26 protein-coding genes are annotated in these 25,551 nt (G+C 65.9%); 7 read left to right on the top strand and 19 right to left on the bottom strand.

Annotation, left to right across the window (positions count from 1 at the left end; translation table 11 throughout):
* The first annotated feature begins 182 nt into the window (after nucleotides 1-182).
* Nucleotides 183-1,130, top strand: a complete 948-nt coding sequence (locus ACP159_RS04900; protein ID WP_425098516.1) for a radical SAM protein — start codon at nucleotides 183-185, stop codon at nucleotides 1,128-1,130.
* 28 nt (nucleotides 1,131-1,158) lie between these two features.
* Here the strand turns inward: ACP159_RS04900 and ACP159_RS04905 are convergent, their stop codons facing one another.
* Nucleotides 1,159-1,329: a hypothetical protein gene (locus ACP159_RS04905; RefSeq protein ID WP_425098517.1), complete on the bottom strand. Its 171-nt coding sequence runs from the start codon at nucleotides 1,327-1,329 to the stop codon at nucleotides 1,159-1,161.
* A gap of 170 nt (nucleotides 1,330-1,499) precedes the next feature.
* On the opposite strand from ACP159_RS04905, the gene ACP159_RS04910 reads away from it, so the two are divergent.
* From ACP159_RS04910 to ACP159_RS04925, 4 genes are all read left to right on the top strand, one after another.
* Complete coding sequence (locus ACP159_RS04910; protein WP_425098518.1) at nucleotides 1,500-2,444, top strand: nucleoside hydrolase; 945 nt, start codon at nucleotides 1,500-1,502, stop codon at nucleotides 2,442-2,444.
* 171 nt (nucleotides 2,445-2,615) lie between these two features.
* Nucleotides 2,616-3,062: a GNAT family N-acetyltransferase gene (locus tag ACP159_RS04915; protein ID WP_425098519.1), complete on the top strand. Its 447-nt coding sequence runs from the start codon at nucleotides 2,616-2,618 to the stop codon at nucleotides 3,060-3,062.
* Nucleotides 3,059-3,523, top strand: a complete 465-nt coding sequence (locus tag ACP159_RS04920; protein ID WP_425098520.1) for a GNAT family N-acetyltransferase — start codon at nucleotides 3,059-3,061, stop codon at nucleotides 3,521-3,523. Before ACP159_RS04915 ends, ACP159_RS04920 begins: the two co-directional genes overlap by 4 nt.
* 15 nt (nucleotides 3,524-3,538) lie before the next feature.
* Nucleotides 3,539-4,957, top strand: coding sequence for a protein adenylyltransferase SelO (locus ACP159_RS04925; RefSeq protein WP_425098521.1), 1,419 nt, complete (start codon nucleotides 3,539-3,541; stop codon nucleotides 4,955-4,957).
* Between the two features lie 265 nt (nucleotides 4,958-5,222).
* Here the strand turns inward: ACP159_RS04925 and ACP159_RS04930 are convergent, their stop codons facing one another.
* Nucleotides 5,223-6,113, bottom strand: a complete 891-nt coding sequence (locus ACP159_RS04930; RefSeq protein WP_425098522.1) for a DMT family transporter — start codon at nucleotides 6,111-6,113, stop codon at nucleotides 5,223-5,225.
* 115 nt (nucleotides 6,114-6,228) lie between these two features.
* On the opposite strand from ACP159_RS04930, the gene ACP159_RS04935 reads away from it, so the two are divergent.
* Nucleotides 6,229-7,032, top strand: coding sequence for a DUF533 domain-containing protein (locus ACP159_RS04935; protein ID WP_425098523.1), 804 nt, complete (start codon nucleotides 6,229-6,231; stop codon nucleotides 7,030-7,032).
* Between the two features lie 45 nt (nucleotides 7,033-7,077).
* Entirely contained in the window at nucleotides 7,078-7,491 is a 414-nt protein-coding gene (locus tag ACP159_RS04940; protein WP_425098524.1) for a Fur family transcriptional regulator, read from the top strand.
* 30 nt (nucleotides 7,492-7,521) lie between these two features.
* Here ACP159_RS04940 and ACP159_RS04945 read toward each other — a convergent pair whose 3' ends face one another.
* The 17 genes from ACP159_RS04945 to tkt form a co-directional block, all read right to left on the bottom strand.
* A complete protein-coding gene (locus ACP159_RS04945) occupies nucleotides 7,522-8,244 on the bottom strand; it encodes an alanyl-tRNA editing protein (RefSeq protein WP_425098525.1) in 723 nt (240 codons plus the stop codon).
* Nucleotides 8,241-10,652 (bottom strand): DUF3772 domain-containing protein, encoded by a 2,412-nt coding sequence (locus ACP159_RS04950; protein ID WP_425098526.1) that lies wholly within the window; start codon nucleotides 10,650-10,652, stop codon nucleotides 8,241-8,243. Before ACP159_RS04950 ends, ACP159_RS04945 begins: the two co-directional genes overlap by 4 nt.
* Nucleotides 10,649-11,683, bottom strand: coding sequence for a cysteine synthase A (locus tag ACP159_RS04955; protein WP_425098527.1), 1,035 nt, complete (start codon nucleotides 11,681-11,683; stop codon nucleotides 10,649-10,651). The genes ACP159_RS04950 and ACP159_RS04955 overlap by 4 nt, the downstream gene beginning before the upstream one ends.
* A gap of 66 nt (nucleotides 11,684-11,749) precedes the next feature.
* Nucleotides 11,750-12,874, bottom strand: coding sequence for an NUDIX domain-containing protein (locus ACP159_RS04960; RefSeq protein WP_425098528.1), 1,125 nt, complete (start codon nucleotides 12,872-12,874; stop codon nucleotides 11,750-11,752).
* A gap of 4 nt (nucleotides 12,875-12,878) precedes the next feature.
* Nucleotides 12,879-13,319, bottom strand: coding sequence for a TrgA family protein (locus ACP159_RS04965; protein ID WP_425098529.1), 441 nt, complete (start codon nucleotides 13,317-13,319; stop codon nucleotides 12,879-12,881).
* Nucleotides 13,320-13,325: 6 nt separating this feature from the next.
* Complete coding sequence (locus ACP159_RS04970) at nucleotides 13,326-14,564, bottom strand: class I SAM-dependent methyltransferase (RefSeq protein ID WP_425098531.1); 1,239 nt, start codon at nucleotides 14,562-14,564, stop codon at nucleotides 13,326-13,328.
* Between the two features lie 76 nt (nucleotides 14,565-14,640).
* On the bottom strand, nucleotides 14,641-16,062 hold the full coding sequence (locus ACP159_RS04975) for a cryptochrome/photolyase family protein (RefSeq protein WP_425098532.1): 1,422 nt from the start codon (nucleotides 16,060-16,062) through the stop codon (nucleotides 14,641-14,643).
* 121 nt (nucleotides 16,063-16,183) lie between these two features.
* Entirely contained in the window at nucleotides 16,184-16,843 is a 660-nt protein-coding gene (locus tag ACP159_RS04980) for a site-2 protease family protein (protein ID WP_425098533.1), read from the bottom strand.
* Between the two features lie 93 nt (nucleotides 16,844-16,936).
* Nucleotides 16,937-17,374, bottom strand: a complete 438-nt coding sequence (locus ACP159_RS04985) for a hypothetical protein (RefSeq protein WP_425098535.1) — start codon at nucleotides 17,372-17,374, stop codon at nucleotides 16,937-16,939.
* 110 nt (nucleotides 17,375-17,484) lie between these two features.
* Nucleotides 17,485-19,131 (bottom strand): BCCT family transporter, encoded by a 1,647-nt coding sequence (locus ACP159_RS04990; protein ID WP_425098536.1) that lies wholly within the window; start codon nucleotides 19,129-19,131, stop codon nucleotides 17,485-17,487.
* A 62-nt stretch (nucleotides 19,132-19,193) separates the two neighbouring features.
* Nucleotides 19,194-19,607, bottom strand: coding sequence for a universal stress protein (locus ACP159_RS04995; RefSeq protein WP_425098537.1), 414 nt, complete (start codon nucleotides 19,605-19,607; stop codon nucleotides 19,194-19,196).
* Between the two features lie 254 nt (nucleotides 19,608-19,861).
* Nucleotides 19,862-20,254: a hypothetical protein gene (locus ACP159_RS05000; protein ID WP_425098538.1), complete on the bottom strand. Its 393-nt coding sequence runs from the start codon at nucleotides 20,252-20,254 to the stop codon at nucleotides 19,862-19,864.
* Complete coding sequence (locus ACP159_RS05005; protein WP_425098539.1) at nucleotides 20,247-21,239, bottom strand: MDR family oxidoreductase; 993 nt, start codon at nucleotides 21,237-21,239, stop codon at nucleotides 20,247-20,249. The genes ACP159_RS05000 and ACP159_RS05005 overlap by 8 nt, the downstream gene beginning before the upstream one ends.
* Before the next feature lie 91 nt (nucleotides 21,240-21,330).
* Nucleotides 21,331-21,849 (bottom strand): DinB family protein, encoded by a 519-nt coding sequence (locus ACP159_RS05010; RefSeq protein ID WP_425098541.1) that lies wholly within the window; start codon nucleotides 21,847-21,849, stop codon nucleotides 21,331-21,333.
* Entirely contained in the window at nucleotides 21,846-22,553 is a 708-nt protein-coding gene (locus ACP159_RS05015; protein WP_425098542.1) for a DUF1326 domain-containing protein, read from the bottom strand. Before ACP159_RS05015 ends, ACP159_RS05010 begins: the two co-directional genes overlap by 4 nt.
* Complete coding sequence (locus tag ACP159_RS05020; RefSeq protein ID WP_425098543.1) at nucleotides 22,544-23,308, bottom strand: DUF2182 domain-containing protein; 765 nt, start codon at nucleotides 23,306-23,308, stop codon at nucleotides 22,544-22,546. Before ACP159_RS05020 ends, ACP159_RS05015 begins: the two co-directional genes overlap by 10 nt.
* A gap of 64 nt (nucleotides 23,309-23,372) precedes the next feature.
* Nucleotides 23,373-25,367, bottom strand: a complete 1,995-nt coding sequence (gene tkt / locus ACP159_RS05025; RefSeq protein WP_425098544.1) for a transketolase — start codon at nucleotides 25,365-25,367, stop codon at nucleotides 23,373-23,375.
* Nucleotides 25,368-25,551 lie beyond the last annotated feature (184 nt).

The raw sequence follows: 25,551 nt of genomic DNA on the forward strand, positions 1-25,551 counted from the left end.
TCCGGACAGCGGTTTTCAGCGCAGGTCTTGCTCCGTTAGCGCTAACTTGGGCACCTCATACCCCAGCTTTGCGCCCGTGTCTAACGTTGAAGTTCCGCTTCACAATGGCGTCAGGCGGATTCTGGGGTCTGGCCCCGCTCCCGGCTTTCCGGCACGGTGAGAAAAACGGCAGGAGCACACGCATGAAGGATAGCGCCCAGGCGAACAGCGGCAAATTCCTCGATCCGGACGTGACGGCGGACGGCTCGGAACGCGCCCGCGTGGCATTGAGTGACCCGCAGACACTGTGGTTCAACACCGGCACGCTGTGCAACATCACGTGCGCCAACTGCTACATCGAAAGCTCGCCCGAGAACGACCGCCTCGTCTACCTGACCGAGGCGGAAGTGGTGGATTTCCTCGATCAACTGGACGAGCGCGGCTGGGGCGTGCGCGAGATCGGCTTCACCGGCGGCGAGCCCTTCATGAACCCGGCGATGATTCCCATGGCCCGTGCGGCCCTCCTGCGCGGCTACGAAGTGCTGATCCTCACCAACGCCATGCGCCCGATGATGCGCCGCCGGGTGCGCGAGGGGCTGGAGGCGCTGCACCGCGACTTCGGCGACAAGCTGACCCTGCGCGTCTCGCTCGACCACTTCGACCCGCTCCACCACAACGCGGAACGCGGCCCCGGCACCTATGACAAGACGCTCGAAGGCATGCGCTGGCTGCGCGACACCGGCATCCGCATGGCCGTCGCCGGGCGCAGCCTCTGGCACGAATCCGACGCCGAGGCCCGCGCCGGCTATGCCGCCCTTTTCGACAGGGAAGGCTTCGCCATCGACGCGATGAACCCGGGCATGACCGTGCTTTTCCCCGAAATGGACACCGCCGTGGAGGTGCCGGAGATCACCACCGCCTGCTGGGGCATCCTGAAGAAGTCACCGAATAGCGTCATGTGCGCCTCCTCGCGCATGGTGGTCAAGCGTCGCGGCGTGGAGCGGCCTGCGGTGCTTGCCTGCACGCTGTTGCCCTACGATGCGCAATTCGAACTGGGGACGACACTGGAGGAGGCCGAACAGGATGTCCGCCTGAACCACCCCCATTGCGCGAAATTCTGCGTTCTCGGCGGAGCATCCTGCTCCGCCTAGGCGGAGCGTCCTGCTTCGCACGACCCGTTCAGATCAGACCGAACTCCTTCGCCGCGAACCAGCCGCCCGCCACCACCGCGGTCAGCAGGACCCACCAGCGATTCCACAGAGCCGTGGGACGAAAACAATAGCCGCATTGGCTGACGCCGAGGCGGTAACGGTGGTTACAGGCTTTGCAGCGGAACACACGGACTTTCATGGCGTCTATTGAACGCCCAATCGGCAGGCAGGCAATGCAAAACTTGTGCAACCCGCCTGATCGGGCCGGATGACCTGCCGTCACGGGTGACGCAACGGAGACGCTCACGCTGCCCTTGCATGGTCCCGGCCCCCATGCCACTCCTGAGCCGTCAGAAACAGGAGAGCGTCATGACGGCCCGCAAGATCATCATCGACACCGACCCGGGACAGGACGACGCGGTCGCCATCCTGCTGGCGCTGGCCTCGCCAGAGGACCTCGAGGTGCTCGGCATCACCTGCGTCGCCGGGAACGTGCCGCTGGAGCTGACCACCCGCAACGCCCGCATTGTCTGCGAACTGGCGGGTTTCCCGCAAACGAAGGTCTTCGCCGGCTGCGACCGCCCGCTCGGGCGCAATCTGGTGACGGCGGAGCATGTGCACGGCAAGACCGGCCTCGACGGCCCGACCCTGCCGGAGCCGACAATGCCGCTGCAGGACGGGCACGCCGTCGATTTCCTCATCGACACCCTGCGCCGCGAACCCGCGGGCAGCGTCACCCTCTGCCCTCTCGGCCCTCTCACCAATATCGCCACCGCCCTTGAAAAGGCCCCCGACATCGCCCCGCGCATCCGGGAAATCGTGCTGATGGGCGGCGCCTATTTCGAAGTGGGCAACATCACCCCCACCGCCGAGTTCAACATCTACGTCGATCCCGAGGCGGCGAAGATCGTCTTCGGCGCGGGCGTGCCGCTGGTTGTCCTGCCGCTCGACTGCACCCACAAGGCGCTGGTCACCACGCCCCGCAACGACGCCTTCCGCGCCCTCGGCACCCGCGTCGGCACCGCCGTCGCCCAGATGACCGACTTCTTCGAGCGCTTCGACCTCGCCAAATACGGCTCCGAGGGGGCGCCGCTGCACGACCCCTGTGTCACCGCCTACCTGATCGCCCCGCACCTGTTCTCCGGACGGCACATCAACGTCGAGATCGAGACCGAAAGCACCCTCTGCCGCGGCATGACCGTCGCCGACTGGTGGGGCGTGACCGACCGCGCGCCCAACGCGCTGTTCATCGGCGATCTGGACGCGGACCATTTCTTCGCGCTGCTGACCGAAAGGCTCGGGCGGCTGTCCTGAGCGGGCAAAAATTTTGCCGGGACAAAATTTTGTTCGGGGCTCTGCCCCGGACCCCGAGGGTATTTTCAGACCAGAGAAGACCAGGCGGCGGCTTCCTGCCTGAGCGGCTTGCTTCGGCCTGCGGGCGGGCATAGGGTTTGCGCGCAGCAGGTTATCCGTCAGGCAGGTCCCATGAAGTCGCTCCATCTCGCCGCCGAAGAGGATGCGGACAAGCTCCTGCCGCTTGTTGCCGCCTTCCATGCGGAACGGGGCTACGACAGCGACCTCGACCATGTCGCCAATGCCGTCGCCCCGATCCTCGCCGGATCGCCGCATGGCGCGATCTGGCTGATCGGGCCGCGCCGTGCCCCCGTGGGCTACATCTGCATCACCTTTGGCTGGAGCCTCGAATTCGGCGGGCTCGATGCCATCGTCGACGAGCTCTACATCCGCCCCGCCGTGCGCAAGCGCGGCATGGGCTTCGATGCCCTCAGCGGCATTGCCAAGGCGATGAAGGACGCCGGGGTCAAGGCGCTGCATCTCGAGGCCGACCGCTCCGACGATCGCCTGATCGGCTTCTACCGCCGCGCCCGCTTTGCGCCGCGCGAGGATTACATGTACATGAGCCGCATGCTGTGACGCCGATCCCCGCTCCCGAGGGTTTCGACGACTGGACGGGGCTGCTGGCCCTGATCCGTGGCAGCTTTGCCTATATGGACGGCGTCATCGATCCGCCCTCCTCCGCGCACCGCCTCACGCTCGAAACCCTGCGGGCACGCGCCCGCGCCGAACATCTCTACATCACCCCCGGCCCGCTCCTCGGCTGCGCCTTCTTCGCGCAGCGCCCGGAAGCGCTCTATATGGGCAAGCTCGCCATCGCCCCCGAAGCGCAGGGCCAGGGGCTGGGCCGGGCGTTCCTGCGGGAGGCCGAGACCCTCGCCCGCCGCCTGTCCCTGCCCCGGCTGCAACTCGAAACCCGCATCGAGCTGACCCGCAACCACGCCGCCTTCACCGCCTTCGGCTTCGCGATCACCGATCGCAAGGCGCACCCCGGCTTCACCCGCATCACCTCGGTGACCATGGAAAAGCCCCTCTCCTGACCCTATGTCCCCGGCATGACCCTGCACATTCCCTTCGACAACAGTTACGCCCGCCTGCCGCAGGGCTTCTTCGCCCCGCAAAGACCCACGCGGGTCAAGGCCCCCTCCCTCATCGCCTTCAACCACGCGCTGGCCGAGGAGCTTCAGATCCACGGCACCGACGATCCCGCCCTCGCCGCGCTCTTCGCCGGCAATGCCCTGCCCGAGGGCGCCACGCCCATCGCGCAGAACTACGCCGGGCACCAGTTCGGCCAGTTCAATCCCCAGCTTGGCGATGGCCGTGCGGTCCTGCTGGGCGAGGTCATCGACCGCAATGGACTGCGCCGCGACATCCAGCTCAAGGGCTCCGGCCCCACGCCCTTCGCCCGTCGCGGCGATGGGCGGGCATGGCTCGGCCCGGTCCTGCGCGAATACGTGGTCTCCGAAGCCATGCACGCGCTTGACGTGCCCACCACCCGCGCCCTCGCCGCCACCCGCACCGGAGAAGAGGTCTACCGCGACCAGCCCCTCCCCGGCGCCGTCCTCACCCGCGTCGCCTCCAGCCATATCCGTGTCGGCACCTTTCAGGTCTTCGCCGCGCAGCGCGATTACGACACGCTGCAAACGCTCTTCGACTACACCCAGGGCCGCCATTACCCGGAGGCCCATACGCCGAGCGACCTGCTCGCGGAAGTCTGTGACCGCCAGACCCGCCTCGTCGCGCAGTGGATGTCGCTCGGCTTCATCCATGGCGTGATGAACACCGACAACTGCACCCTCTCGGGCGAAACCATCGACTACGGCCCCTGCGCCTTTCTCGACGCCTACCACCCGGAGAAACGCTTCTCCTCCATCGACCGCTTCGGGCGCTACGCCTATGCGGCGCAGGCGGACATCATCCTGTGGAACATGGCACAACTGGCCACCGCCCTCGTGCCGCTCACCGACGATCAGGACAAGGCGGTGAAGGACTTCACCGAGATCATCCACGCCAGCGCCGACACCCTCCGCGCCGAATGGACCCGCCGCTTTGCCGCCAAGCTCGGCATCTCCGAGCCGGAGCCGGAGGACGCGCAGCTTGTCAGTGACCTCTTGGGCCTCATGCAGTCCGGCGCGTCCGACTTCACCAACACCTTCCGCAGCTTACTGGATGGCGCCCCGCGTGACCAGATCGCGGACCGGGTGGGCTTCGATCGCTGGCATGTCCGCTGGCAGGAGCGCATCCGGTCCGAGCCGGACCCGCAGGCGCTCATGGCCGCGAGCAATCCCGTCCTGATCCCGCGCAACCATCGGATCGAGGAAATGATCGCCGCCGCGGTGCAGGGCGACGACAGCCTCTTTCACCGCCTGAATGCGGCGCTGGCCAATCCCTTCGAGGCCAACCCCGACTTCGAAGACCTGCGCCGCGCTCCGACGACACAGGAAGAGGTCACGGCGACGTTCTGCGGCACGTGACGCGGTGGAATTTCAGCTGCGTTAACGAAATGTGACGCAAGGGAAAGCGTCCCGGCAGGATGGTATCGATACCATCGTAAGTCCCCGCAGGGCAATCTGTACGAAACTCGGCCCTTTTTGTACCAAACCCCGGAAACGCCCCCCGCAAGGCCGGTTTCGACACCCCCCAAATCTGTACGAAATTCGACAGGTTTTGTACCGACTTTCCGCGAATCCCGGCGGCAACGGGGGACCGGACGCCCCGTTAACCGCGCCGGACGGTGCATTAACTCCGCTTGCGGCGGACGTTGATGAGCACGATTCCCACCGCCACGAGCCCCAACGCGCCGAGGAACCCCGGCCCCACCGGCTCGTCCAGCAGCGCCCAGCCGAAACCCACCGCAAGCACCGGGGATAAAAAGGAAAACGCCGCGATGTCGGAGGCGGGATAGATCGCCATCAGGCGCAGCCAGAACAGGAACCCGAGGCTCGCTACCAGCACCGCCTGATAACCCATGCCCGCCCAATGCAGCCATGTCGGCTCCCGGAACAACGGTCCGAACAGGGGTGCCACGAATAGCAAAACAACAGCAGAAACAAAAAGTTGCCAGAAGAGTTGCGTCTCGTTGGAGCACTCGGACACCCGCGTCAGCCGCAGCGTCAGGGCGATCCCCGCCCAGCACAGCGCCGCCCCCAACGCCAGGACATCGCCGAACACGCTGCCTGCCGACAGGCTCACCGGATCGGCGAGCGCCCAGACCACCCCCGCCATCGCCAGCACCAATCCGATCCCCCGCCGCAAAGACAACGTCTCGCCCGGCAAAAGGAAGTGCGCGGTAAGGGCCAGCCAGACCGGCATCGAGTAGAACAGGATCGCCGAACGGGACACGGTGGTGTGATCCAAGGCCATGAAAAGCAAAAGGAATTCCACGCTGAACAACAGCCCGAGCAGCAACCCCGGCCCGAGGCTTTCACGCAGTCCGCGCACCGGGCGTTTCATCACCGCGGCCCAGATCAGCAGCACGCCGACCGCCAGCAGCGAGCGCAGCCCCGCCCCGAAGACCGGGCCGAATCCGCCGTTGGTCACCTTGATCACCACCTGGTTCAGGGCCAGCATCGCGGCAAACGCCACCATCCCCGCCGCCCCCGCCAGATCCATCCTGTCCTTGCGTTCCATGCCCCCATGGACACCGGAAATCCGCCGCCGTCAATCAACCCTGTGACTCCGCTGGAGAAATCTGCCAGTCTGGGTGGACAGGGCGAACGCCAACACACGGGGAAGGATTTTCATCATGGGTCTCATGGGAACTCTGGCAAAGATTGCAATCGGTTACGCGGCAGCACGCGGCGTCGACCGGCTGACCAAACCGCAACCCGGGCTGATCGGCGGCAGCGCCCAGCTCAAGGGCGAGCACCCGGCCAGCGCGCCCACCGCGCAGATGGGCCAGGCGATGTCCGGCAAGATGCCGGATATGCCACAGATGCCGAACAACCCGTTGAATTCCATGATGGAAACTTTCAAGCAGGGTGGCCTTGGCGCGATGATGCAGGGCATGGGCGAGGGCAACCCCATGGCGGACATGATGAAGAAGGTCCAGAACGGCACCATGGATCTGAACGCCATGATGGGCAGCGCGGGCACCGGCCTTGCGGGAATGCTCACCGCCGCCGCGGCAACGCAGGGCAAAACCGCCTCGGCCATGCTCGACGCCTTCAACACGAAGCAGACCAACCCGCAGGGCGAGGAGATGGCCGGCCTGATGCTGCGCGCCATGATCCAGGCGGCAAAGGCCGACGGCGGCATCGACGCAGCGGAGAAAGCCAAGATCCTGGAGACACTTGGCGATGACGCGGACGCGGAGGACAAGGCCTTCATCAAGACGCAGCTGGCCGCGAAGGTCGACCCGGAGACCCTCGCCGCCGATACCCCCGCAGCCTTGCGCACGCAGGTGTACAGCGCCTCGCTCATGACCATCACGGTCGATACCGCGGCGGAGGCGCAGTACCTCGACAGCCTCGCCAAGGCGATGGAGCTCGACGAGCCCACGGTCAACGCACTGCACATGCAGATGGGCCTGCAACCGCTTTACGCCTGACGCCGGTTTTGGCAAAAGGGTCGGACCCGTGACGAAGGCCCCGACATGACCCAAACCATCCTGGACAGATGCCGCGCCAAGGGCCTGCGCATGACCGGCCAGCGCCGCACGATCGCGGAGGTTCTGGAAACCTCCCGCGATCACCCGGACGTCGAGGAACTGCACGCCCGCGCCGCGAAAGTGGACGGGCGCATTTCCATTGCGACGGTCTACAGGACGGTGAAACTCTTTGAAGAGTCAGGGATTCTCGACAAGGTCGACTTCGGCGACGGCCGCGCGCGCTACGAGGATGCGAAGCGCGCGCACCACGATCACCTGATCGACACGACCACCGGCAAGGTCATCGAATTCGTCGATCCGGAGATCGAAGTCTTGCAGGACCGCATTGCCCGCAAGCTCGGCTACAGGCTCACCGGCCACAGGATGGAACTCTACGGTGTGCCGTTGAAGAAGCGGTGACAAGACAAAGGACGGCGCCGTCAGGACTGGTCAACTGTCGAGGACAATACTGATCCGGCGATTCTGCTTGCCCTTGTTCTCGATCTTGCCAAAGCTGACGCGCCCGATCTCTCCGGTCCGCGCCACATGCGTCCCGCCGCAGGGCTGCAGGTCCACCTGGTCCCGCCCTTGCCCGATCCGCACGAGGCGCACCGCGCCGGAGCCGCGCGGCGGTTTCACCGACAGTGTCTTCACCAGTTCCGGATTGGCGTCGAGGTCGGCCTCGGTGATCCACTCCTCGCCCACAGCGAGGTCCTTGTCGATCATGTCGTTCAGGGCCCGCTCCAGCGCATCCTTGTCGCTCGGCGGCTCCGGCATCAGGAAATCCAGCCGCCCGGTGCCCGCCCCGATCTGCCCGCCGGTGACCGGCAGCGGCACCACAACGCTGAGTAGATGCAGCGCCGTGTGCACCCGCATGTGCCGGTGCCGCCGCTCCCAGTCGAGCACCTGCACCACATGCGCACCCATCGGCGGCAGCGCCGCCGGTTCCGCGGGCACCAGCACGGAACGCACGCCGTCCTCGTGCTTGACCGCCGTCGCGATCGGCAACCGCTTGCCGTCCCATTCGAGCCAGCCGTTGTCCCCCGGCTGGCCGCCACCCTTGGGATAGAACAGCGCCGGCTCGACGATGATGCCGCCCTCCTCGGTGTGGCCCGTCACCCGCCCCGGCGCATCGCGCAGGTAGGGATCGTCGCGGTACAGAAGCGCGCTCACTTGTCGCCCTCCCCGGCATCGAAAGCCGGCCCCGACGCCTCGCGGCGCTGCTCCCGGTCAACCGGCGTGTAGTCCTTCGGCGCGTCCGGCCCGGCGCCCGGTTTCACCAGGGTTTCCGGGTTGCGAATCCAGACGTCGCGCTGCGCAAAGGGAATTTCGATCCCTTCCTTCGTGAAGGTCTCGTAGATCTGATGGAACATCTCGGACTTCACCCCCATGCTCTGGTTGACGTCCCGCAGGATCGCGCGAATCTCGAAATCGAGGCTGTCCGCCCCGAACCCCATGAAGATCACCGCAGGCGGCGGGTTCATCAGCACCATGTCGTGGTGCCGCGCGATGTCCAGAAGCAGACGTTCCACCTTGCGCGTGTCGTTGCCGTAAGCCACGCCCACCGGCACGATGATCCGCCCGATGACATTGCCCCGGGTGTAGTTCGTCACCTGTCCGGACACGAGGTCCGCGTTGGGCACGATGACGTCGAAGCGGTCGAAGGTCTCGATCCGCGTCGAGCGCACGGAGATGTCCTTGACGATGCCGTGGCGGCCGCCCACCTCGATCCAGTCGCCCTCGGAGATGGGCCGCTCGATCAGCAGGATGATACCGGAGACGAAGTTCGACACGATGTTCTGCAGGCCGAAACCGATGCCGACGGACAGCGCACCGGCGACGATAGCCAGCGACGAAAGGTCCAGCCCGCCTGCGGTCACCGCGATGATGGCGGCAAGGAAGATGCCGATGTAGCCGACGCCGGAGACGACCGCGTTGCGGGCGCCCTGATCGAGTTTGGTCTTCGGCAGCACGGTGCTGCGCAGCCCCCCTTGCAGCAGCCGCGTGAGCATCAGCAGCGCCACGAAGACCACGATCACCACGAGGAAATCGCTGGGCGAGATGCGCGTGTCGCCCATCTGGAAGCCCTCGCGGAACCGCGCCCAGAGCTCGGTCAGGTCCGCCACCCGGGCGCCCCAGATCAGCGCCAGAAACGGCAGCGACAGAACCACCAGCATGAACCCCGCGAGCACGGGTATGAGGCTGTCGGCCTCCGCGCCGCTCTCGCCGGTCACCAGCTCGTACAGGTCGTTGATCACCCGTTGCAGCACAAGCACGAGGCCGATCACGCCGAGCGTGGCGATGAACGGGTAGATCAGCATTTCGCCAACGCGGTAGTAGCCGATCGCCGCCAGCAGCGGCCCGAGCACGCCCACCACCATCGCCGCCCGGCCCATGAGACGGGCAAAGCGCATGCGGAAGGGGCCTTCGTCGGTCTGGGCGGCGGCGCTGCCGGCGAAGGGTGCGTGATTGCGCACGCGTCCAAGGCGGAACAGGAAGAAACCCGACAGCGCAAGCAGCGGGAAATCCAGAACCGCCGCCGTGCTTTCCGGCAGGTTGTCGAATTCGATCATCGCCTGCACCACCGAACGCGCGACGAAGGTCAGCGACAGCAGGTTGGCATAGGCCCGCGCCGCGTAGCGCTCCGAACGGTCGAGGGCGATGGTGGCGATGGCGTCGTCATCGTTGAAACTCTGGTCCGCCAGCCAGCGGATGGTCAGCATGATGAGCATCCACAGCGGCACCTGTTCGAGGATCAGCGTCCAGCGCTGGCCCGGCAGACCGGAAATCAGCAGGGCGACGGTGAGGCACAGCACACCGATATAGGGCAGCAGGATCTGCCCCAGAGACAGCACAAAGCGCCAGACGCCGGTGCCGCGCCGGGTGGCCCCGCGCATGCGATCGACCCCCTTGCGCGCCCACCCCTTGCCGCGCAGCAGGAGCGTGGCGGCGATGGCCAGCAACACGAGGATGGCCGGCAGCTTCTGCTGGGCCTCGGCTCGCAGCGCCGGTGTCTGGATGTTGCGCGTCAATTCGGCCCAGGTCGCGGTGACCGAGGTCTTCAAACTCATCAAGGCCTCGCCCCAATGCGCCGGGTTGAGCGGCGACGGTCCGAGGCTCAGCAGCTCACTGGTCTGGCGCTCGCGGATGATGCTGTCGATCTCCGAGATCACGCCGTTTGCCCGGACATAGGCCTCCTCGGCGCGCAGGCTCGGCGCTTTCAGCCGGGTCAGCTGGTCATTGAGATCCGCACGCCGCGCCGCAAGTTCCTCGTCTTCGGTTTCGCCCTCGGCGGGTGCGGGACCCAGCGTCGCGATCTGCGCCTCGACACTGGCAATGCGCTGCGCGTTGATGCTCTGGGCCTGCAGGAAGGAATCGCGCCAGCCCGCCACCTCCGCCCGCAGGTCCTCGAGCGCCGTGTCGGACGCGCGTCCCTGCTCGACGGTGGTTTCCGCCCGCACCGCCAGACTCTCCCAGGCGGAGTAGTCGATGCCGGTCTCGTCCTGCGCGAGAAGAGCCGTTGCCAAAGACAGAAACAGGGCTGCGAAGAGCCCTGTCAGTGTTCTTGTCAGATACGTCATTGATCTTCGAAGACCCCCGGGATGCTGGCAGGCGCCCGCGTCAGCCACGGCGGTGTCGGCAGGCCCTTTTCCCGGAGGAACTCGGGGTTGAACAGCTTCGACTGGTAGCGCGTTCCGTAGTCGCACAAGATGGTGACGATGGTATGACCCGGCCCCATTTCCTTCGCCATGCGGATTGCGCCCGCGACGTTGATGCCGGAGGAGCCGCCAAGGCAAAGCCCCTCGTCCGCCAGCAGGTCGAAGACCACCGGCAGCGCCTCGCTGTCGGGGATGTTGTAGGCCAGGTCCGGGGTGAACCCTTCGAGGTTGGCGGTGATCCGCCCCTGCCCGATGCCTTCGGTGATGGACGAGCCTTCGGATTTGTGCTCGCCGTGCGTGTAATAGTTGTAGAGCGTCGCGCCGTCCGGGTCAGCGAGGCCGATCTTCACGCCCTTGGGCTGCAGCGCCATGCCGACACCGGCGAGCGTGCCGCCCGAGCCGACCGCGCAGATGAAGCCGTCCACCTTGCCGTCGGTCTGTTCCCAGATCTCCGGTCCGGTGGTTTCGATATGCGCCTGACGGTTCGCGACGTTGTCGAACTGGTTGGCCCAGATCACGCCCTCGTTCGTGGTCCGCGCCAGCTCTTCCGCGAGGCGGCCGGAGTAGCGCACGTAGTTGTTCGGGTTCTTGTAAGGCGCTGCGGGCACCTGCACCAGCTCGGCACCGGCGAGCCGCAGCATGTCCTTCTTTTCCTGGCTCTGCGTCTCGGGAATGACGATGACGGTCTTGAATCCCATGGAGGACCCGACCAGCGCGAGGCCGATGCCGGTGTTGCCGGCCGTGCCTTCCACGATGGTGCCGCCGGGCTTCAGCAGGCCCTTCTCGACGGCGTCCTTGATGATGAACAGCGCGGCACGGTCCTTCACCGACTGGCCGGGGTTCATGAACTCCGCCTTGCCGAAGATCTCGCAGCCTGTCTCTTCGGACGCCTTGTTCAGGCGGATCAGGGGGGTGTTGCCAACGGCCTGGGCCAAATCCTTCGCGATCCGCATGCGCTGTCCTTTCCTTCACAAACGTCCCCATGGTGTAGGGCTCGCCTGCCGGGAACTCAAGACCGCTCAGACCGCCCTGCGCAGCCCTGCGCGTCTGCCCGCCAGCCACAGGAGCATCATGGCCAGCGGAACCGCGTTGATCTCGCCGCTTTCGACCAGCGCCATCGCCTGATCAAACGGGATCACATGATTGCGAATGTCCTCGTTCTCGTGGTCGAGACCGCCCTGCCCCTGCGCCGCCCGCTCCGACAGATCGCACAGGCCGAGGAACATGTGGAAGAACTCGGTCGAATAGCCGGGCGAGGGATAGGCCGCGAGGATCGGCTCGATCCGGTCGATCCGCAGCCCGGCCTCCTCCACCGCCTCGCGCCGCGCGGTTTCCTCCGGCGCCTCACCCAGATCGACCAACCCCGCGATGGGCTCGAGCACCCAGGGCGCGGGATCGCCGCGATGGATCGGACCGTAGCGCAGTTGCTCGATCAGCATCACCGTGTCGTGGACAGGATCGTAAGGCAGCACCAGCGCCGCGTCCCAGGCGATGAAAGCCTCGCGGGGGAACACCTCGGACCGGCCACCGTCGAAGCGCCGGTGTCGCAGGTCGAAGGCCTTGATGCGGAAGAAGCCGTCATAGCCCTCCCGTTTCCGGACGATCTCCACGTCGTCCATGGTCATGGCGGTGCGCAGGGTCTGCGGCGCGGCCTTGCGGGCCAGGATGTTCGCCCAGGCGCGGGCGCGGAAGAAGGGGAGCAGCGGACGGATCTCCTCCGCCGTCTGATGCCCAAAGCGGTCCATCACCTCGCGCGCGGCGATGACCGTCATGTCGGCCCACTCGTCCGCCCACGCCTCGAGCGACCAGAGCGGCCCGATCTGCCATGCGCCGTCATGCGGAAGGTAGACCCGCGCGGCCTTCTCGCCGTCCGTCGTGCAGACCCTCTCGTCGATCAGGTCGAAGGCAAAGCCGCCTTCGTAGAAGTCGAGCCGGGCGACGTCCTCTTCCGACAGGCCCGGCATGAAGACACCCCGCGCCTGCCCTCCGGGCGTCGGCACGATCAGGGGAAAGGGCTGGCCCTTCGCCCGGCGCACCGCATAGCCGGGCAGGACCGCCTCGCGCAGTTCCGGCACATCGCGGCCCAGCACAAGCGAGAGCAGCGGCACATGCCGCAGAGTGCCGTAAAAGAACAGGTCAGCCAAAGGCTTATCTCCAGCGTCCGGCGGCGATTTCCGAAAGGTAGCCCGTCACCAGCGAGCCGAGCAGCAGGATGGACAGCAGCAGCGGGTCAAGCAGCACCTGCCCGAAGTCGATCATGATCTGGAAGACGTCCGCGAAGGCCTCCACCGGGCCGTCGTAATGGTGCTTCATGGCCTGTTTGACCATCTCGTTCACCGACTGGATGAACAGGCCCCAGAACACCAGCGAGACCACCCCGGTGATGCCGTTGCCAACCGCCGCCGCCTGCCCCCGTCCGGAGCGGTTGCCGACGACGATCCAGCCCAGCACCAGCCCGAGCCCGGCGTTGATGAAGCTGAAGATGCCGAATACCGTGGAGGCGGGCATCAGCGTCTTGATCAGTTCGGACACGCCGAACCCGAGCGCCGCGAGGCAAAGGGCGGCGACAAGTTTGGCGGCGGTGGGCATGGGGCGTCAGCTCGGTCTTGTCACGGTTATCTGGGTGACATCACAGTTACCGAAGTGAAAGGTCGCCGCGCAAGACGCGAGATAGAAATTCCACATTCTTTGGAAGCGTGTGTCGAATCCGTGCCGCGCTATCTCCGGCCAGCGTGCGTTGAAGTCCGCATGCCAGCGGCGCAGGGTGATCGAGTAGCTCTCGCCGAACTCGAAGCTGCCATCGTCGCGCAAGCCGGCCTTGGCGATCTCCTGACGCAGCACCACGGGGCTTGGCAGCATCCCGCCCGGGAAGATGTATTTCTGTATGAAATCAACACCCCTTCGGTAAACCTCCCAGCGCTTGTGCTGCACCGTGATGATCTGCAGCGCCGCCGAACGGCCCGGTTTCAGACAGCGCTTGAGGGTAGCGAAATAGATCGGCCAGTATTTCTCGCCCACCGCTTCGAACATCTCGATGGAGGCGATACCGTCATATGTGCCGGTTTCGTCACGATAATCCTGCAACTTGAAGGTCACGCGGTCCGCCAGCCCCGCACTTTCGATCCGCGCCTTGGCATAGGCGTATTGCTCGCGGCTGATGGTCAGGCAGGTGACACGCAGCCCGCGCTCCTTCGCGGCATATTCCGCGAAACCGCCCCAGCCGCAGCCGATCTCCAGCACGTGCTCACCGGGCTGCACCCCCATCCGGTCGACCAGCGCCGCATATTTGGCGGTCTGCGCCTCCTCCAGGGTCTCCTCGCCGGTCTCGAAGAGCGCGGAGCTGTAGGTCATCGTCCTGTCGAGCCACAGCCCGTAGAAGTCGTTCCCGAGATCGTAGTGGTGCGCGATGTTGCGCTTTGCGCCGCGCTTCGAATTGCGCTGCATCCAGAAGCGCAGGTTCTCCCACGCCCGGACCAGCCCCATGCCCGGAAAGCCGTCATACAGATCGTCGTTGTCCGCGTGAACGAGGTCGAGAAACGCCATCAGGTCCGGCGAGGACCACCATTCGTCAAGATAGGCTTCGCAGAACCCGAGATCGCCCTCCCGGATCAGCCGTGCAAAGATGTCGGGGTTGTGGATGTGCAACTCGGCCCGCGGTCCTGGCAGCTTGCCCGTCGCCCGGAACACCCGTCCGTCCGGCAGCACGAAATCGAGCCGGCCCTTGTTCATCGCCGACGCCGCCCGGAACACCTGCGCGAAATAGCGTGGCAGGCCGCCCTGCCCTTCGGTCGTCGTCAGCACCTCGGCAAACTGGCTTTCATCAACGTGTTTCATGGTCTTGGCCTCCCAAGGGGCAGTGTAACAGATTAGTAACGTTCCGGCGCGCCGGACAGTTTCAAATGGGCCGAGATCAGAAGTCCCGCCCCTTGTAGGCCTCGAGCGCCCGGTCGCGGCCTGCGTCGAGGCTGACAACAGGGTCCGGGTAGTCATCGCCCGGCGCCATGCGCCAGCGTTCCGGGATGGCATCGAAATAGCTCAGGGCCGTCTCGCTGGGTGTCTTGCGGCCTTCGGCGATCCAGCGGTCCACGTACTCCCGCTTCGGGTCGAACTTCTCGCGCTGCGTGTCGGGGTTGAAGACGCGGAAATACGGCGCCGCGTCCGGCCCGCAGCCCGCCACCCATTGCCAGCCCATGGCGTTGGAGGCCGGGTCCCAGTCGATCAGGCAATCCTCGAACCACTTTTGCCCGATCTTCCAGTGCCCCATCAGATGCTTGGTCAGGTAGGAACCGACGATCATCCGCACCCGGTTGTGCATCCGCCCGGTGACATACATCTCCCGCATTCCGGCATCGACGAAGGCAATGCCGGTGCGGCCCTGTTTCCAGGCTTTCACCTCGGCCTTGCGCTCGTCGGTGTTCCACGGGAACGCCGCCCATTCCTCGCGCCAGTTGTCCTCCAGCAGGCGCGGCGTGTGCCACATCAGGTGGTAGGCGAACTCGCGCCAGACCAACTCCTTGAGGAAGGTCTCCGCCCCCGCCTTGCCCTGCTCCATCGCCCGCTTGCCCGCTGCCCAGCAGGTCGCGGGGCCGATCTCGCCCAAGGCGAGGTTCTCGGACAGGCACGATGTCCCGTCTACGGCGGGCAGGTCGCGGTGGTCGCCATAGTGCTCGACCTTCGACGCCATGAACGCCCCGAGACGGCTGTGCGCCGCCTTCTCGCCCAATTGCACGTAAGGCCGCACCACCGCCGCCCCGCGCCGCATGGCCTTGCCCAACTGCCAGTCGTCCAACCTCTCGCTCTCGGGCCAGCGCTCCGGCGCTTTCAACGTGGAGGGCGCGGACAAGGGTTCGGCAACCTGATGCGTGCGCGCCTCCCGCCAGAACGGGGTGAACACCTTGTAGAACCCGCCCTGCCTGGTCTCCACCGTCCAGGGCTCGAACATCAGGTGCCCGGCAAAGCTCTCCGCCTCGACGCCCGCCTCTTTCAGCGCCGTCTTGACCCGCGTGTCGCGCTCCACACTCTCGGGATCATAGGCCCGCATCCAATAGACGGTATTCGCGCCGGTCTCCGCGATCAGGGCTTCCATCACCTCCCGCGCCGGGCCGCTGCGCAGGATCAGCCGCGAACCCTTGTCCTGCAAAGCCTCCGCGAAGCAGCCGATGCCCAGACCCATCCGCCATTGCGGCGCGGCGCCAAGCCCGTCGACACCGGCATCGCGAATGAACACCGGAATGACCGGCCGCCCGCTGGCCGCGGCCTTCGTCAGCGCCGCGTGGTCGCTCAGACGCAGATCGCGCCTGATCCAGACGAGGATGGGGGTAGTGTCGGGCAAGCCTGTCTCCGTCGCATCGTTTTGATCCAACGTGCCGCGCAGACTGTTGGTTTCAAAGGACTACGTAGCGCAAGTCTGCCCGGATCAAAGATTTGTAACAGGAGGTCCGATTGGCAGGCCGTCAGGCGATCTCGCCCTTTGCCATGCGCCAGTGCAGCGCGATCGACGGGAGGAAGAACAGCACGAAGCCGAGGTAGTACCACGCCGCCAGCATCGCGGGCAGCCAGAGCAGCGAGACGACAAGCCCGATGGTTCCGGCGAGCCGCGTCGCGGTGCTGCGCGGCATCAGCCGCAGAAGGCCAAGCTGCAGCAGCTTGCCGCCGTCCAGCGGCAGCACCGGCAGCAGGTTGAGGATGGCAAGGAAGCCGTTGATCCAGCCCACCGCCCAGACCACCCATTGCAGAGACTGGTTGTCGATGGACGGCCACAGCAGCGAGGCCACGGCCCAGAGTACGAGATTCACGATCGGCCCCATGGCGACAATCAGTTCTTCCTCGCGGCGCGTTCCGCTGCGCACGGACTCGCAGAATCCGCCGCCGCCGTAGATCACCACCCGCCGCACCGGCACGCCCTGCACGATACAGCCCCAGGCGTGGCCGAATTCGTGCAGGAAGATCGACAGCACCACGAGGGCAAAGAACATCAGGTCATAGGTGAGCGTCTGCGACGTGCCGCCGAAGTCCACGAAAATCAGCAGGAGCAGCAAGATCGAGGGGCCAACCTCCACCGGTACGCCGAACGGTCCGCGAAAGGTAAACAGGGGTGACTGGTTGGAGAACATGGCGGTGCCTTTGGGCGGAAACGATGGCTTGCACCTTGGCCACTTCGCCAGGCGCAGGCAAGACGCACACCGGACGGCAGCGGGCCGCCCCGGTCACAACACCGGCAGGATGTGTCCTTTCGGCCCGCCCTGGATGGTCCGGAGGCCGGTCTCGTCCAGCGCGTTGTAGACCTCCAGCGTCGTTGGCCCGAACCGCAGAAGTACGCGCGTCCAGATCGGCACGCCGTTCAGATCACCTTGTGCGATAGAGACCGCATTCAGCCGTTCTCCAATCAACCCGGGGAGATCCGGGCGGGCTTTCCAGCGGACGACCGACTCGCCGATGTCGAAGGGCAACGTCTCTCCTTCTCCGACATGCAGCCGGTCGAAACGGGACCACGCGAGGGATACGACGGCAGAACCAAACGCCAGTCGGGCCGGCAGATCCGGCCAATCGCTCCACGCGCCGTCGAACAGGAGCTCCGCCGTGCGCAGCCCCGTCAGCATCGCCCCGATCTGCGGCGCGAATACGGCGCGCAGCGCGTCGGTCATGTCCTTGGGGGTTTCGGCAATCCTCATGGCAGGACCCTGCCGCACCCCGATGCAAAGAAAAAGGCCCCTGGCGCGATGCCGGGGCCTTTCCTCTTCTCATCAACGCTCCGTCAGCGAGAGCGGCGCTCGGACTGCAACCCTTTCCAGATTGCCCAGCACATCACCAGCAACACCACCGTGAACGGCAGGCCGGTGGAGATGACCATGGATTGCAGCGATTGCAGGCCGCCCGCCGAAAGCAGCAGCGTGATCGCCACCGCGCCCTCGAAGACGCACCAGAACACCCGCTGCGGCACCGGGGCATCGACCTTGCCGCCCGCGGTGATCGTGTCGATGACGAGCGATCCCGAGTCGGAGGAGGTGACAAAGAACACGATCACCAGGATGATCCCGATGAACGAGGTGATCGAGGCCAGCGGCAACACATCCAGCATCTTGAACAGCTTGAGTTCGAGCGGTGCGTCCTGCGCGGCGGTGTAGCCGTCGTTGAGGACCTGCAACACCGCTGTGCCGCCGAAGACCGACATCCACAGCACGCAGACGAGCGACGGGATCAGAAGAACGCAGGTCACGAATTCCCGGACCGTGCGGCCGCGCGAGACGCGGGCGATGAACATGCCCACGAACGGCGACCAGCTGATCCACCAGGCCCAGTAGAACGAGGTCCAGCCCTGCGAAAAGTTGACGTCATCGCGGCCCACCGGGTTGGACAGCGACGGCAGGTATTCCAGGTAGGCCAACAGGTAATCGACGAAGCCGGTCAGGATCGCGACCGTCGGCCCGACGATCAGCACGAAGAGCAGCAGCGCGAAGGCCAGCCCCATGTTGATCTCCGACAGCACCTTGACGCCGCCGTCCAGCCCGCGCAGCACGGAGACGAGGGCAATGGCGGTGATGCCGGTGATCAGGAGGACTTCCGTCGTCTCGCCCACCGGGATGCCGAAGAGTTCGTTGAGACCGGCGTTCGCCTGAGTCGCGCCGAAGCCGAGAGAGGTGGCGAGGCCGAAGAGCGTCGCGAAGACCGCGAGGATGTCGATGACATGCCCCGGCCAGCCCCAGACCCGCTCACCGAGGATCGGGTAGAAGGCGCTGCGCACGGTCAGCGGCAGCCCCTTGTTGTAGCTGAACAGGGCCAGCGCCAGGCCGACCACCGCGTAGATCGCCCAGGGGTGCAGGCCCCAGTGGAAGATCGTGGCGGCAAAGGCCAGGCGCACGGCCTCCTGCTCGTTCTCGCCCGCGGCGCCCAGCGGCGCCCAGTCCGTCCGGAGGCCGTCCTCGCCCACGGCGGTGCCGCCGATGGCACTGCTGAAGTGGCTCATCGGTTCGGACACACCGTAGAACATCAGGCCGATGCCCATACCGGCGGCGAAGAGCATGGCGAACCAGCCGACATAGCCGTAATCCGGCGTTGCCTCTGCCCCGCCGAGCCGCACGCTGCCCACCGGCAGCACGATCAGCAACAGGCAGAACAGCACGAAGATGTTCGCCGCACCGAGGAAGAACCAGTCGAAGCCCTTCGTCACCGCGCCGAACAGCCAGCTGAATGCGGTGCCCGCCTGCTCCGGCATGGCCAGCGTGTAGAACACGAAGACCACCACCGCGAGGCCCGAAACGAGGAACACCGGGTTATGGATGTCCAGTTCGAACGGGCCGACCTTGGTTTCGATGTTGTCCTGACCGATGGAGTAATCGGTGTCGATGATGTCGGAGTGTCCCTCCGGTTCAGGTATTCCCTGATTGCTTGTCGTATCGGCCATTCAGGCCTCCCTCTGTCCTGTTCGCGTTTTATCGTTTCGTGTCGGCAATGATCGCGCGCCTCTCAGCGCACGATCACCACCGAAACCTTGGCATGCGCCGCCACCGAGCCGCCATTGGACGGCCAGATGGCGTCTGTCACATTCGGAATATGGCTGGCCATGACGACCAGGTCCGCCCCGGTCTCGCCGATCGCCGCAACCAGTGTCGGGTCGAGGTCGATGGACGGGTCGTGGCTGGTGACGGCATGGGCCTCCGTCCTGACTCCGCGCTGCTCCGCCTGATCGACGGCGAAGGCTTCCAGCTTGCTGCGAAACTCCTCCGGCGTGCGGGCAATGCTGCTCGGCGTTGCCGCCGACACCCCGACGTAAACCAGCGTTGCCCCGTAGTGCCCGGCCATGTCGGCGGCCACCGTCAGGGCCTTGTCCAGTTTCCCGGCATGGGCCAGGTCCACGGGCACCATGATGCGTTCGAACATGTCTGTCCCCCTTCTCGTGCAAAATCCGGATTGGCCTTGATGCGGCCTGCACCAAGGGTCCGGGTCAGTCCCGGGTCCGGCTCGTTTCGTGAAGTTCTGCGGCCATCGGGCCTGTCCAGTCCCGACGAGACTAACGCGTCGTCCCGCTCGGGGAGCCAACGACGCGGCGTTTGAAGCGCCAAAAACGACATGGGTGGCCAGTTAGCGCCGCGCCCTGCGGTTTCAAGGACATTGCCCGAAAAAGCGGCGGGCTGTCAGGCGCCGCCGCTAAGCCAACGGTAGAGCATGACCAGCGAGACCACCGTGATCGCGAGACTGAGCCCCGCCGCGGGCCAGCGCCAGGGGCCGCCCTGCCCCCGCAAGGCAATGACAACCACCGCCCGGCTCACCAGCGCGGAGATCGCGCCGGACAGGGCGAAGAACACGAAAATGGACCCGTTCGCGAGGGACGGGGCGATTTGCGGCAGCACCACGATCAGCCCGAGCCAGAACGGCATGAGCACCAGTTGCAGCCCGACATGACCGGCCCAGAACGTCTCGCCCAGCGGCAGCTTCGCCCCGAACAGCCGTCCGAACCACGCCGGGCGAAACATCGCGGCGCGTTCCGCCGCGATGCGGTGCAGGTCTTCCGGCGAGGGATCAGGCATTGACGTCCACGACCACCCGGCCCCGCACCTGCCCTTTCAGGATGTCGGCCCCGAGCTGCGGCAGGTCGGCAAGCGTCGCCGGCTGGATCATCGCTTCGAGCTTGTCCATCGGCAGGTCGGACGCGATCCGCTGCCAGGCCCGGACGCGGTTGTCATAGGGTTGCATGACGCTGTCGATGCCCAGGAGGTTGACGCCGCGCAGGATGAACGGCGTGATCAGCGCGCCGTCGATGGCCGCCCCGCCCGCGAGGCCGATGGCAGCGACGGAGGAGCCGTATTTCATCTGCTTGAGCACGCGGCCCAGCATCGCGCCCGCGACCGCATCGACACAGCCGGACCAGCGTTCGCTTTCCAGCGGCTTGCGGGTGACCTCGGTCAATTCCTCGCGCGGCACGATCTCCGATGCGCCGAGGCCGCGCAGGTACTCCGCCTGCTCCGCCCGGCCCGTCACCGCCGCCACCTCGAACCCGAGATTGGCCAGGATCGCCACCGCGACGGAGCCCACGCCCCCGGCCGCGCCGGTGACCAGGACCGGTCCGTCGCCCGGTGTCATGCCGTGATCCTGCAGCGCCATGACCGCCAGCATCGCGGTGAACCCGGCAGTCCCGACCGCCATCGCCGCCCGTGCATCGAGGCCCTCCGGCAGCGGCACCAGCCAGTCCGCCTTCACCCGCGCCTTCTGCGCATAGCCGCCCCAATGCGCCTCGCCCACGCGCCAGCCGGTCAGCACAACCCGGTCGCCGGGCTTGTAACGCGCGTCGGACGACCGTTCCACCGTTCCGGCAAAATCGATGCCTGGCACATGCGGATAGCTGCGCACGAGGCCGCCACCCGGACCGACGCAGAGGCCGTCCTTGTAGTTCACGGTGGAATACTGCACCGCGACGGTCACCTCGCCTTCGGGCAGGCGATCCTCGCCGATCTCCTGCACGGAGGCGTGGGTCTTGCCGTCGTCATCCTTCTCGACGATCAATGCCTTGAACATGACGTCTCTCCTTCCTTTTCGTTTGTCCCGGTCCACGGGATGGCGGGCGGGGCGATGTTCGCCCGCGAACGAGCGGCGACCCGGCATCCCGTCACAGCCACGGCCCGTCTTCGGGCATGAAGACCAGGTCGCTCACCGGCGCAGGGCTGCCCGCGGCGGTCAGCATTGCGTGGATCTGTCCGCGATGGTGAGTCTGGTGGTTGAACATGTGCACGACGCAGAGCGCCAGCGGCTTTTCCACATCCCGCCCCGTCGCGCCCGAATACCAGGCCAGCGGCCCGGTCAGATCCACCGCGTCCAGCCCTTTGGCCCAGCGCAGCAGCGCCCCGTCGGTCCGGAAGCGCTCCAGCGCCCAGGCCTCGATATCCGGTGTCAGGCTTGGGCTGCCGGGAATGCCGCCCTCGGGCGCCACACCGCCGGTCAGCCGCGACAGCCAGATCCTGTCGCCCCAAAGCAGGTGATTGGCGGTGCCGAGGAGCGAGCCGAAGTAGGCACCGCGATCCCGGGTGAGTTCCGCCGGGTCCATCGCCGCCAGCGTCGCCTTCAACTGCCGGTTCTGCCAGCCGTTGTACTGGGCCATGGTAACACAATACTCGGGCGTGATCATCATGCCCCCGCGCCCTTCCAGTCGATGGCGCAGATTTCGCCGGACTTGCCGGAGAGGTCCCAGACCCGGCCATAGTCGCGCACTTTGCTCTTGCCAGCCTGCGCGACGATCACATCCGGACCCATCCAGTAGCGCGTGTTGGACACGACCACCGGGTGATCGGGACTGGACCCGTCGATCATCTCGATCTCACCCTGGATCTTGCGCCCGATGTAGAGGCCGCGCTTGCGTCCCTCGCGGACGATCTCGACCTTTTCCCGCTCGTGCCCGATGATCGTGCTGACCAGCAGCGTGAACAGCCCCGTCGTGCCGCCGGCTTCGCCCGAAAGGATCTTCAGCAGGCCGTTGTACGCGCCGGGAGTCGCCCGCTCGTCGACATAGGCGGCGACGCGCCAGTCGCCCTCGGCCATCTTGCCGGGAATTTCCACCATCAGCCCGACATTGAGGCCCGTCAGGTCCTCGCGCTCGTAGTGGCCTTTGTCGATGGCAATCGCCATCCAGGCCTTGCAGGTCCCCTCCGTGGGCTGATGCCTGCCGAGCGAGACGACGCAGGGGCAGAACACCGTGCAGGAGCAATTGAGGAACAATTCGCCCTTGATCGCCCAGTCGGTCGGGCGCATCACCCGACGTTTCGGATTGGGCATCCTCTGGTCTATGCGTTGCGACACCGGCAGCCTGTCCGCGCCGGGTTTCCTGATCAAAGCCATGTCACGCCTGCCTTTCCTGTCTCGAACGCCATCACCACGATCCCGCCCAGCACCAGCCCCCATCCCGCCGGCCGGCGCAGCGGTCCGCCCAGCTGGGGTAATTTTTCAAGGACCATGAAGACCGTGGCAAGCCCCATCCAAACCAGGTTCATCACCCCGCCGACAAAGGCCAGCGCCATGATCGCCCAGCAGCAGCCAAGGCACCAGAGCCCCTGCTCCACGCCCATCCGCACACCACCCGCGAGGCCGGGCCTGTAGCGTCCGATCAGGTAGGTCGTGGGCGACAGGCAGGCACTCTGGCAATGCATCTTGGCATTGGAGAGCTGGTAGAGGCCCGCCAGAGCGAGCAATGCCCCCTGCAGCCAGACCACGGTCAGCGCCATGCGGGAATCGAGGAGGCCAGCCCCGGCGAGGGCCGACTGGACAAGCGTCGCCAGCAGCGCAAACCCGGCCCAGATCGCGCCGTAGCCAAGGATCACTCCCCACCACCCGGCGGCATCCCGTGTCATCCGGGTCAGGGTGCCGAGAAAGGGAACCAGTGTCGGCAGCATCATCGCCGCCCCCATCAACGCCCACATGATCCAGAGGGCTGCCGGATCGGTGGTCGAAGCCGAACCGCCGGTGCACAGGGCCGCCAGCGCCGCCAGGACACCACGGCTTTCCGGCGCGATGCCGCCGGCCATCAGGTAAAGCGCTGTCCACGCGCCGAGAACCAGCGCGAAGAATGCCAGCCAATGGATGTCCCGTCGTGCCACGCGCCCTCGCTTTCGCGGCCACGGTGGCAAATCCCGGCTGCCAAGGCAACCGGGATCACAGGGGTCAGAGACGGGTTCTTGCCGCCGCCGCAACCGCCTCCGGCGTGATGCCGAAGTGCCGGAACAGGTCGGGGTAGTTTCCGGACGCGCCGAAGCTGTCCATCCCGATGAAGGCACCCTTCGGGCCGATGTAGCGGTCCCAGCCGAGCCGCACCGCCGCCTCGACCGCCACCTTCACGGTGCCTTCGGGCAGAACGGACACCTTGTAGGCCTCGTCCTGCGCCTCGAACAACTCCCAGCACGGCAGGGAGACAACCGCCGTCGGAATGCCCTCCGCCTGAAGCAGGTCCCGCGCCTTCATGGCCACCGACACCTCGGAGCCGGTGCCGATCAGCGTGACCCGGGCTTCCCCTTCGGCCTCGGCCAACACATAGGCGCCTTTGGCGGTCAGGTTTTCGGCACCCGCATCCCGCAACAGCGGAATACCCTGCCGCGAAGCGATGATCGAGGTCGGCCCGTTCCGGTGCAAGAGCCCCAGTTCCCAGGCTTCCGCCATTTCCACTGCATCCGCCGGTCGTATCGTCCACATGTTGGGATAAGCGCGGAGCGAGGCGAGGTATTCGACCGGTTGGTGCGTCGGGCCGTTCTTGCCGATACCGATGCTGTCATGGCTGAAGACGAAGATGCCGGGGATCTCCATCAACGCCGCCATGCGCAGCGTATGCCGCAGATAGTCGGAGAAGACGAGGAAGGTGGTGCCCATGCTGACGATGCCGCCATGCACGGTCATGCCGTTCATCATCGCGCCCATGGCGAACTCGCGTACGCCGTAATGGATGTAGCGGCCGCTGCGGTCTGTGGCGGTGAAGGGCGAGAGCTGGCGCTTGTGCTGTGTCGCCGCTTCCAGATCGGGTGCGCCGGAAATCAGTTCGGGAATGGCACCGGCCAACGCCGCCAGCACTTCGCCGGACGCGCGGATACCCGCCTTCTCGCCGCCCTCCGCCACGAAGGCGGCCTTGGCGTCCCGAATGGTCTGCTGCCAGCCCTCCGGCAATTTCCCCGCCATGACACGGTCCCACTCGGCGCGATCCTCGGCGGACATCGCGTCGACACGCGCCTGCCAAGCGGCTCGCTCCTGCGCACCCTTCTGACCGGCAACCGCCCAGGCGTCGTAGATATTCTTCGGGATCTCGAAGGGCGCATGCGGCCAGTTCAGGAATTTCCGGGCCGCATCCGTGTCTTCTGACGTAATCTTGCCACCATGCGCCGCGCGGTCGTCCTGAATGCGCGGGATGCCGTAGCCGATCAGCGTGCGGCAGGCGATCATCGACGGGCGCGGGTCCTTCTTGGCCTCGGCAATCGCTGCGGCGACCGCCATGGCGTCATGGCCGTCGACCTCCTGCACATGCCAGCCGTTGTTCTCGAAGCGCACGCGCTGATCTTCAGACACCGCCTGAAGGGTCGGGCCGTCGTCAGTCATGCGGTTGTCGTCCCAGAGATAGATCAGCTTGCCGAGCTTCAGATGCCCGGCCAGCGCGATGACCTCCGCCGAGATGCCCTCCATCAGGCAGCCATCACCCGTGTAGGCATAGGTGTAGTGATCGACGATCCCATCCCCGAACCGCGCGTTCAGGATGCGCTCCGCCACGGCCATGCCGACCGCATTTGCGATCCCCTGCCCCAAGGGGCCGGTCGTGGTTTCGATGCCTGCATGAATGTCGAATTCCGGGTGACCCGCCGTGTGAGAGCCAAGCACGCGGAACGATTTGATCTGGTCGAGGTCGATTTTCTCATACCCGGCGAGATGCAGCGCCGAGTAGAGCAGCATGGAGCCATGCCCCGCCGAATGTACGAACCGGTCCCGGTCCGGCCAGTCCGGCGCCTTGGGATCATACTTCAGCGCCTGCGTGAACAGCCCCGTGGCGATGTCCGCGCCGCCCAGGGGCGTGCCTGGATGGCCATCCTCTGCCCGCACGATGGCATCCATCGACAGGAACCGCATGGCATTGGCCATCTCGCGCAGGTCGGTCATCTGGTCGGGAGCGGTTTGAACGGTCATGTGGGATGTCCTTGGGGAGGTCGTCTGTGTCTGCCTTCCATAGCCATTGGCCGCCCGCGCCACAAAGAAGAAACCCTGAAGAGTACCGTTAGCCAGGCTTAAATTTGCAACCATCAGACGTTCCGCCATAAGAAACCACACCAAAATCACAATCTTGCCGGTATCGGCGGCCATCGAATGGCAA

Source organism: Tropicibacter sp. S64, assembly GCF_049803835.1.
In the GTDB taxonomy this organism is placed as follows: domain Bacteria; phylum Pseudomonadota; class Alphaproteobacteria; order Rhodobacterales; family Rhodobacteraceae; genus Pacificoceanicola.

Excerpts from the sequence above, each read along its gene's own strand:
- ACP159_RS04900 (WP_425098516.1), top strand. The coding sequence starts at position 183 with ATGAAGGATAGCGCCCAGGCGAACAGCGGCAAATTCCTCGATCCGGAC.
- ACP159_RS04905 (WP_425098517.1), bottom strand. The coding sequence starts at position 1,329 with ATGAAAGTCCGTGTGTTCCGCTGCAAAGCCTGTAACCACCGTTACCGC.
- ACP159_RS04910 (WP_425098518.1), top strand. The coding sequence starts at position 1,500 with ATGACGGCCCGCAAGATCATCATCGACACCGACCCGGGACAGGACGAC.
- ACP159_RS04915 (WP_425098519.1), top strand. The coding sequence starts at position 2,616 with ATGAAGTCGCTCCATCTCGCCGCCGAAGAGGATGCGGACAAGCTCCTG.
- ACP159_RS04925 (WP_425098521.1), top strand. The coding sequence starts at position 3,539 with ATGACCCTGCACATTCCCTTCGACAACAGTTACGCCCGCCTGCCGCAG.
- ACP159_RS04930 (WP_425098522.1), bottom strand. The coding sequence starts at position 6,113 with ATGGAACGCAAGGACAGGATGGATCTGGCGGGGGCGGCGGGGATGGTG.
- ACP159_RS04935 (WP_425098523.1), top strand. The coding sequence starts at position 6,229 with ATGGGTCTCATGGGAACTCTGGCAAAGATTGCAATCGGTTACGCGGCA.
- ACP159_RS04940 (WP_425098524.1), top strand. The coding sequence starts at position 7,078 with ATGACCCAAACCATCCTGGACAGATGCCGCGCCAAGGGCCTGCGCATG.
- ACP159_RS04950 (WP_425098526.1), bottom strand. The coding sequence starts at position 10,652 with ATGACGTATCTGACAAGAACACTGACAGGGCTCTTCGCAGCCCTGTTT.
- ACP159_RS04955 (WP_425098527.1), bottom strand. The coding sequence starts at position 11,683 with ATGCGGATCGCGAAGGATTTGGCCCAGGCCGTTGGCAACACCCCCCTG.
- ACP159_RS04965 (WP_425098529.1), bottom strand. The coding sequence starts at position 13,319 with ATGCCCACCGCCGCCAAACTTGTCGCCGCCCTTTGCCTCGCGGCGCTC.
- ACP159_RS04970 (WP_425098531.1), bottom strand. The coding sequence starts at position 14,564 with ATGAAACACGTTGATGAAAGCCAGTTTGCCGAGGTGCTGACGACGACC.
- ACP159_RS04980 (WP_425098533.1), bottom strand. The coding sequence starts at position 16,843 with ATGTTCTCCAACCAGTCACCCCTGTTTACCTTTCGCGGACCGTTCGGC.
- ACP159_RS04985 (WP_425098535.1), bottom strand. The coding sequence starts at position 17,374 with ATGACCGACGCGCTGCGCGCCGTATTCGCGCCGCAGATCGGGGCGATG.
- ACP159_RS04990 (WP_425098536.1), bottom strand. The coding sequence starts at position 19,131 with ATGGCCGATACGACAAGCAATCAGGGAATACCTGAACCGGAGGGACAC.
- ACP159_RS04995 (WP_425098537.1), bottom strand. The coding sequence starts at position 19,607 with ATGTTCGAACGCATCATGGTGCCCGTGGACCTGGCCCATGCCGGGAAA.
- ACP159_RS05000 (WP_425098538.1), bottom strand. The coding sequence starts at position 20,254 with ATGCCTGATCCCTCGCCGGAAGACCTGCACCGCATCGCGGCGGAACGC.
- ACP159_RS05005 (WP_425098539.1), bottom strand. The coding sequence starts at position 21,239 with ATGTTCAAGGCATTGATCGTCGAGAAGGATGACGACGGCAAGACCCAC.
- ACP159_RS05010 (WP_425098541.1), bottom strand. The coding sequence starts at position 21,849 with ATGATGATCACGCCCGAGTATTGTGTTACCATGGCCCAGTACAACGGC.
- ACP159_RS05015 (WP_425098542.1), bottom strand. The coding sequence starts at position 22,553 with ATGGCTTTGATCAGGAAACCCGGCGCGGACAGGCTGCCGGTGTCGCAA.
- tkt (WP_425098544.1), bottom strand. The coding sequence starts at position 25,367 with ATGACCGTTCAAACCGCTCCCGACCAGATGACCGACCTGCGCGAGATG.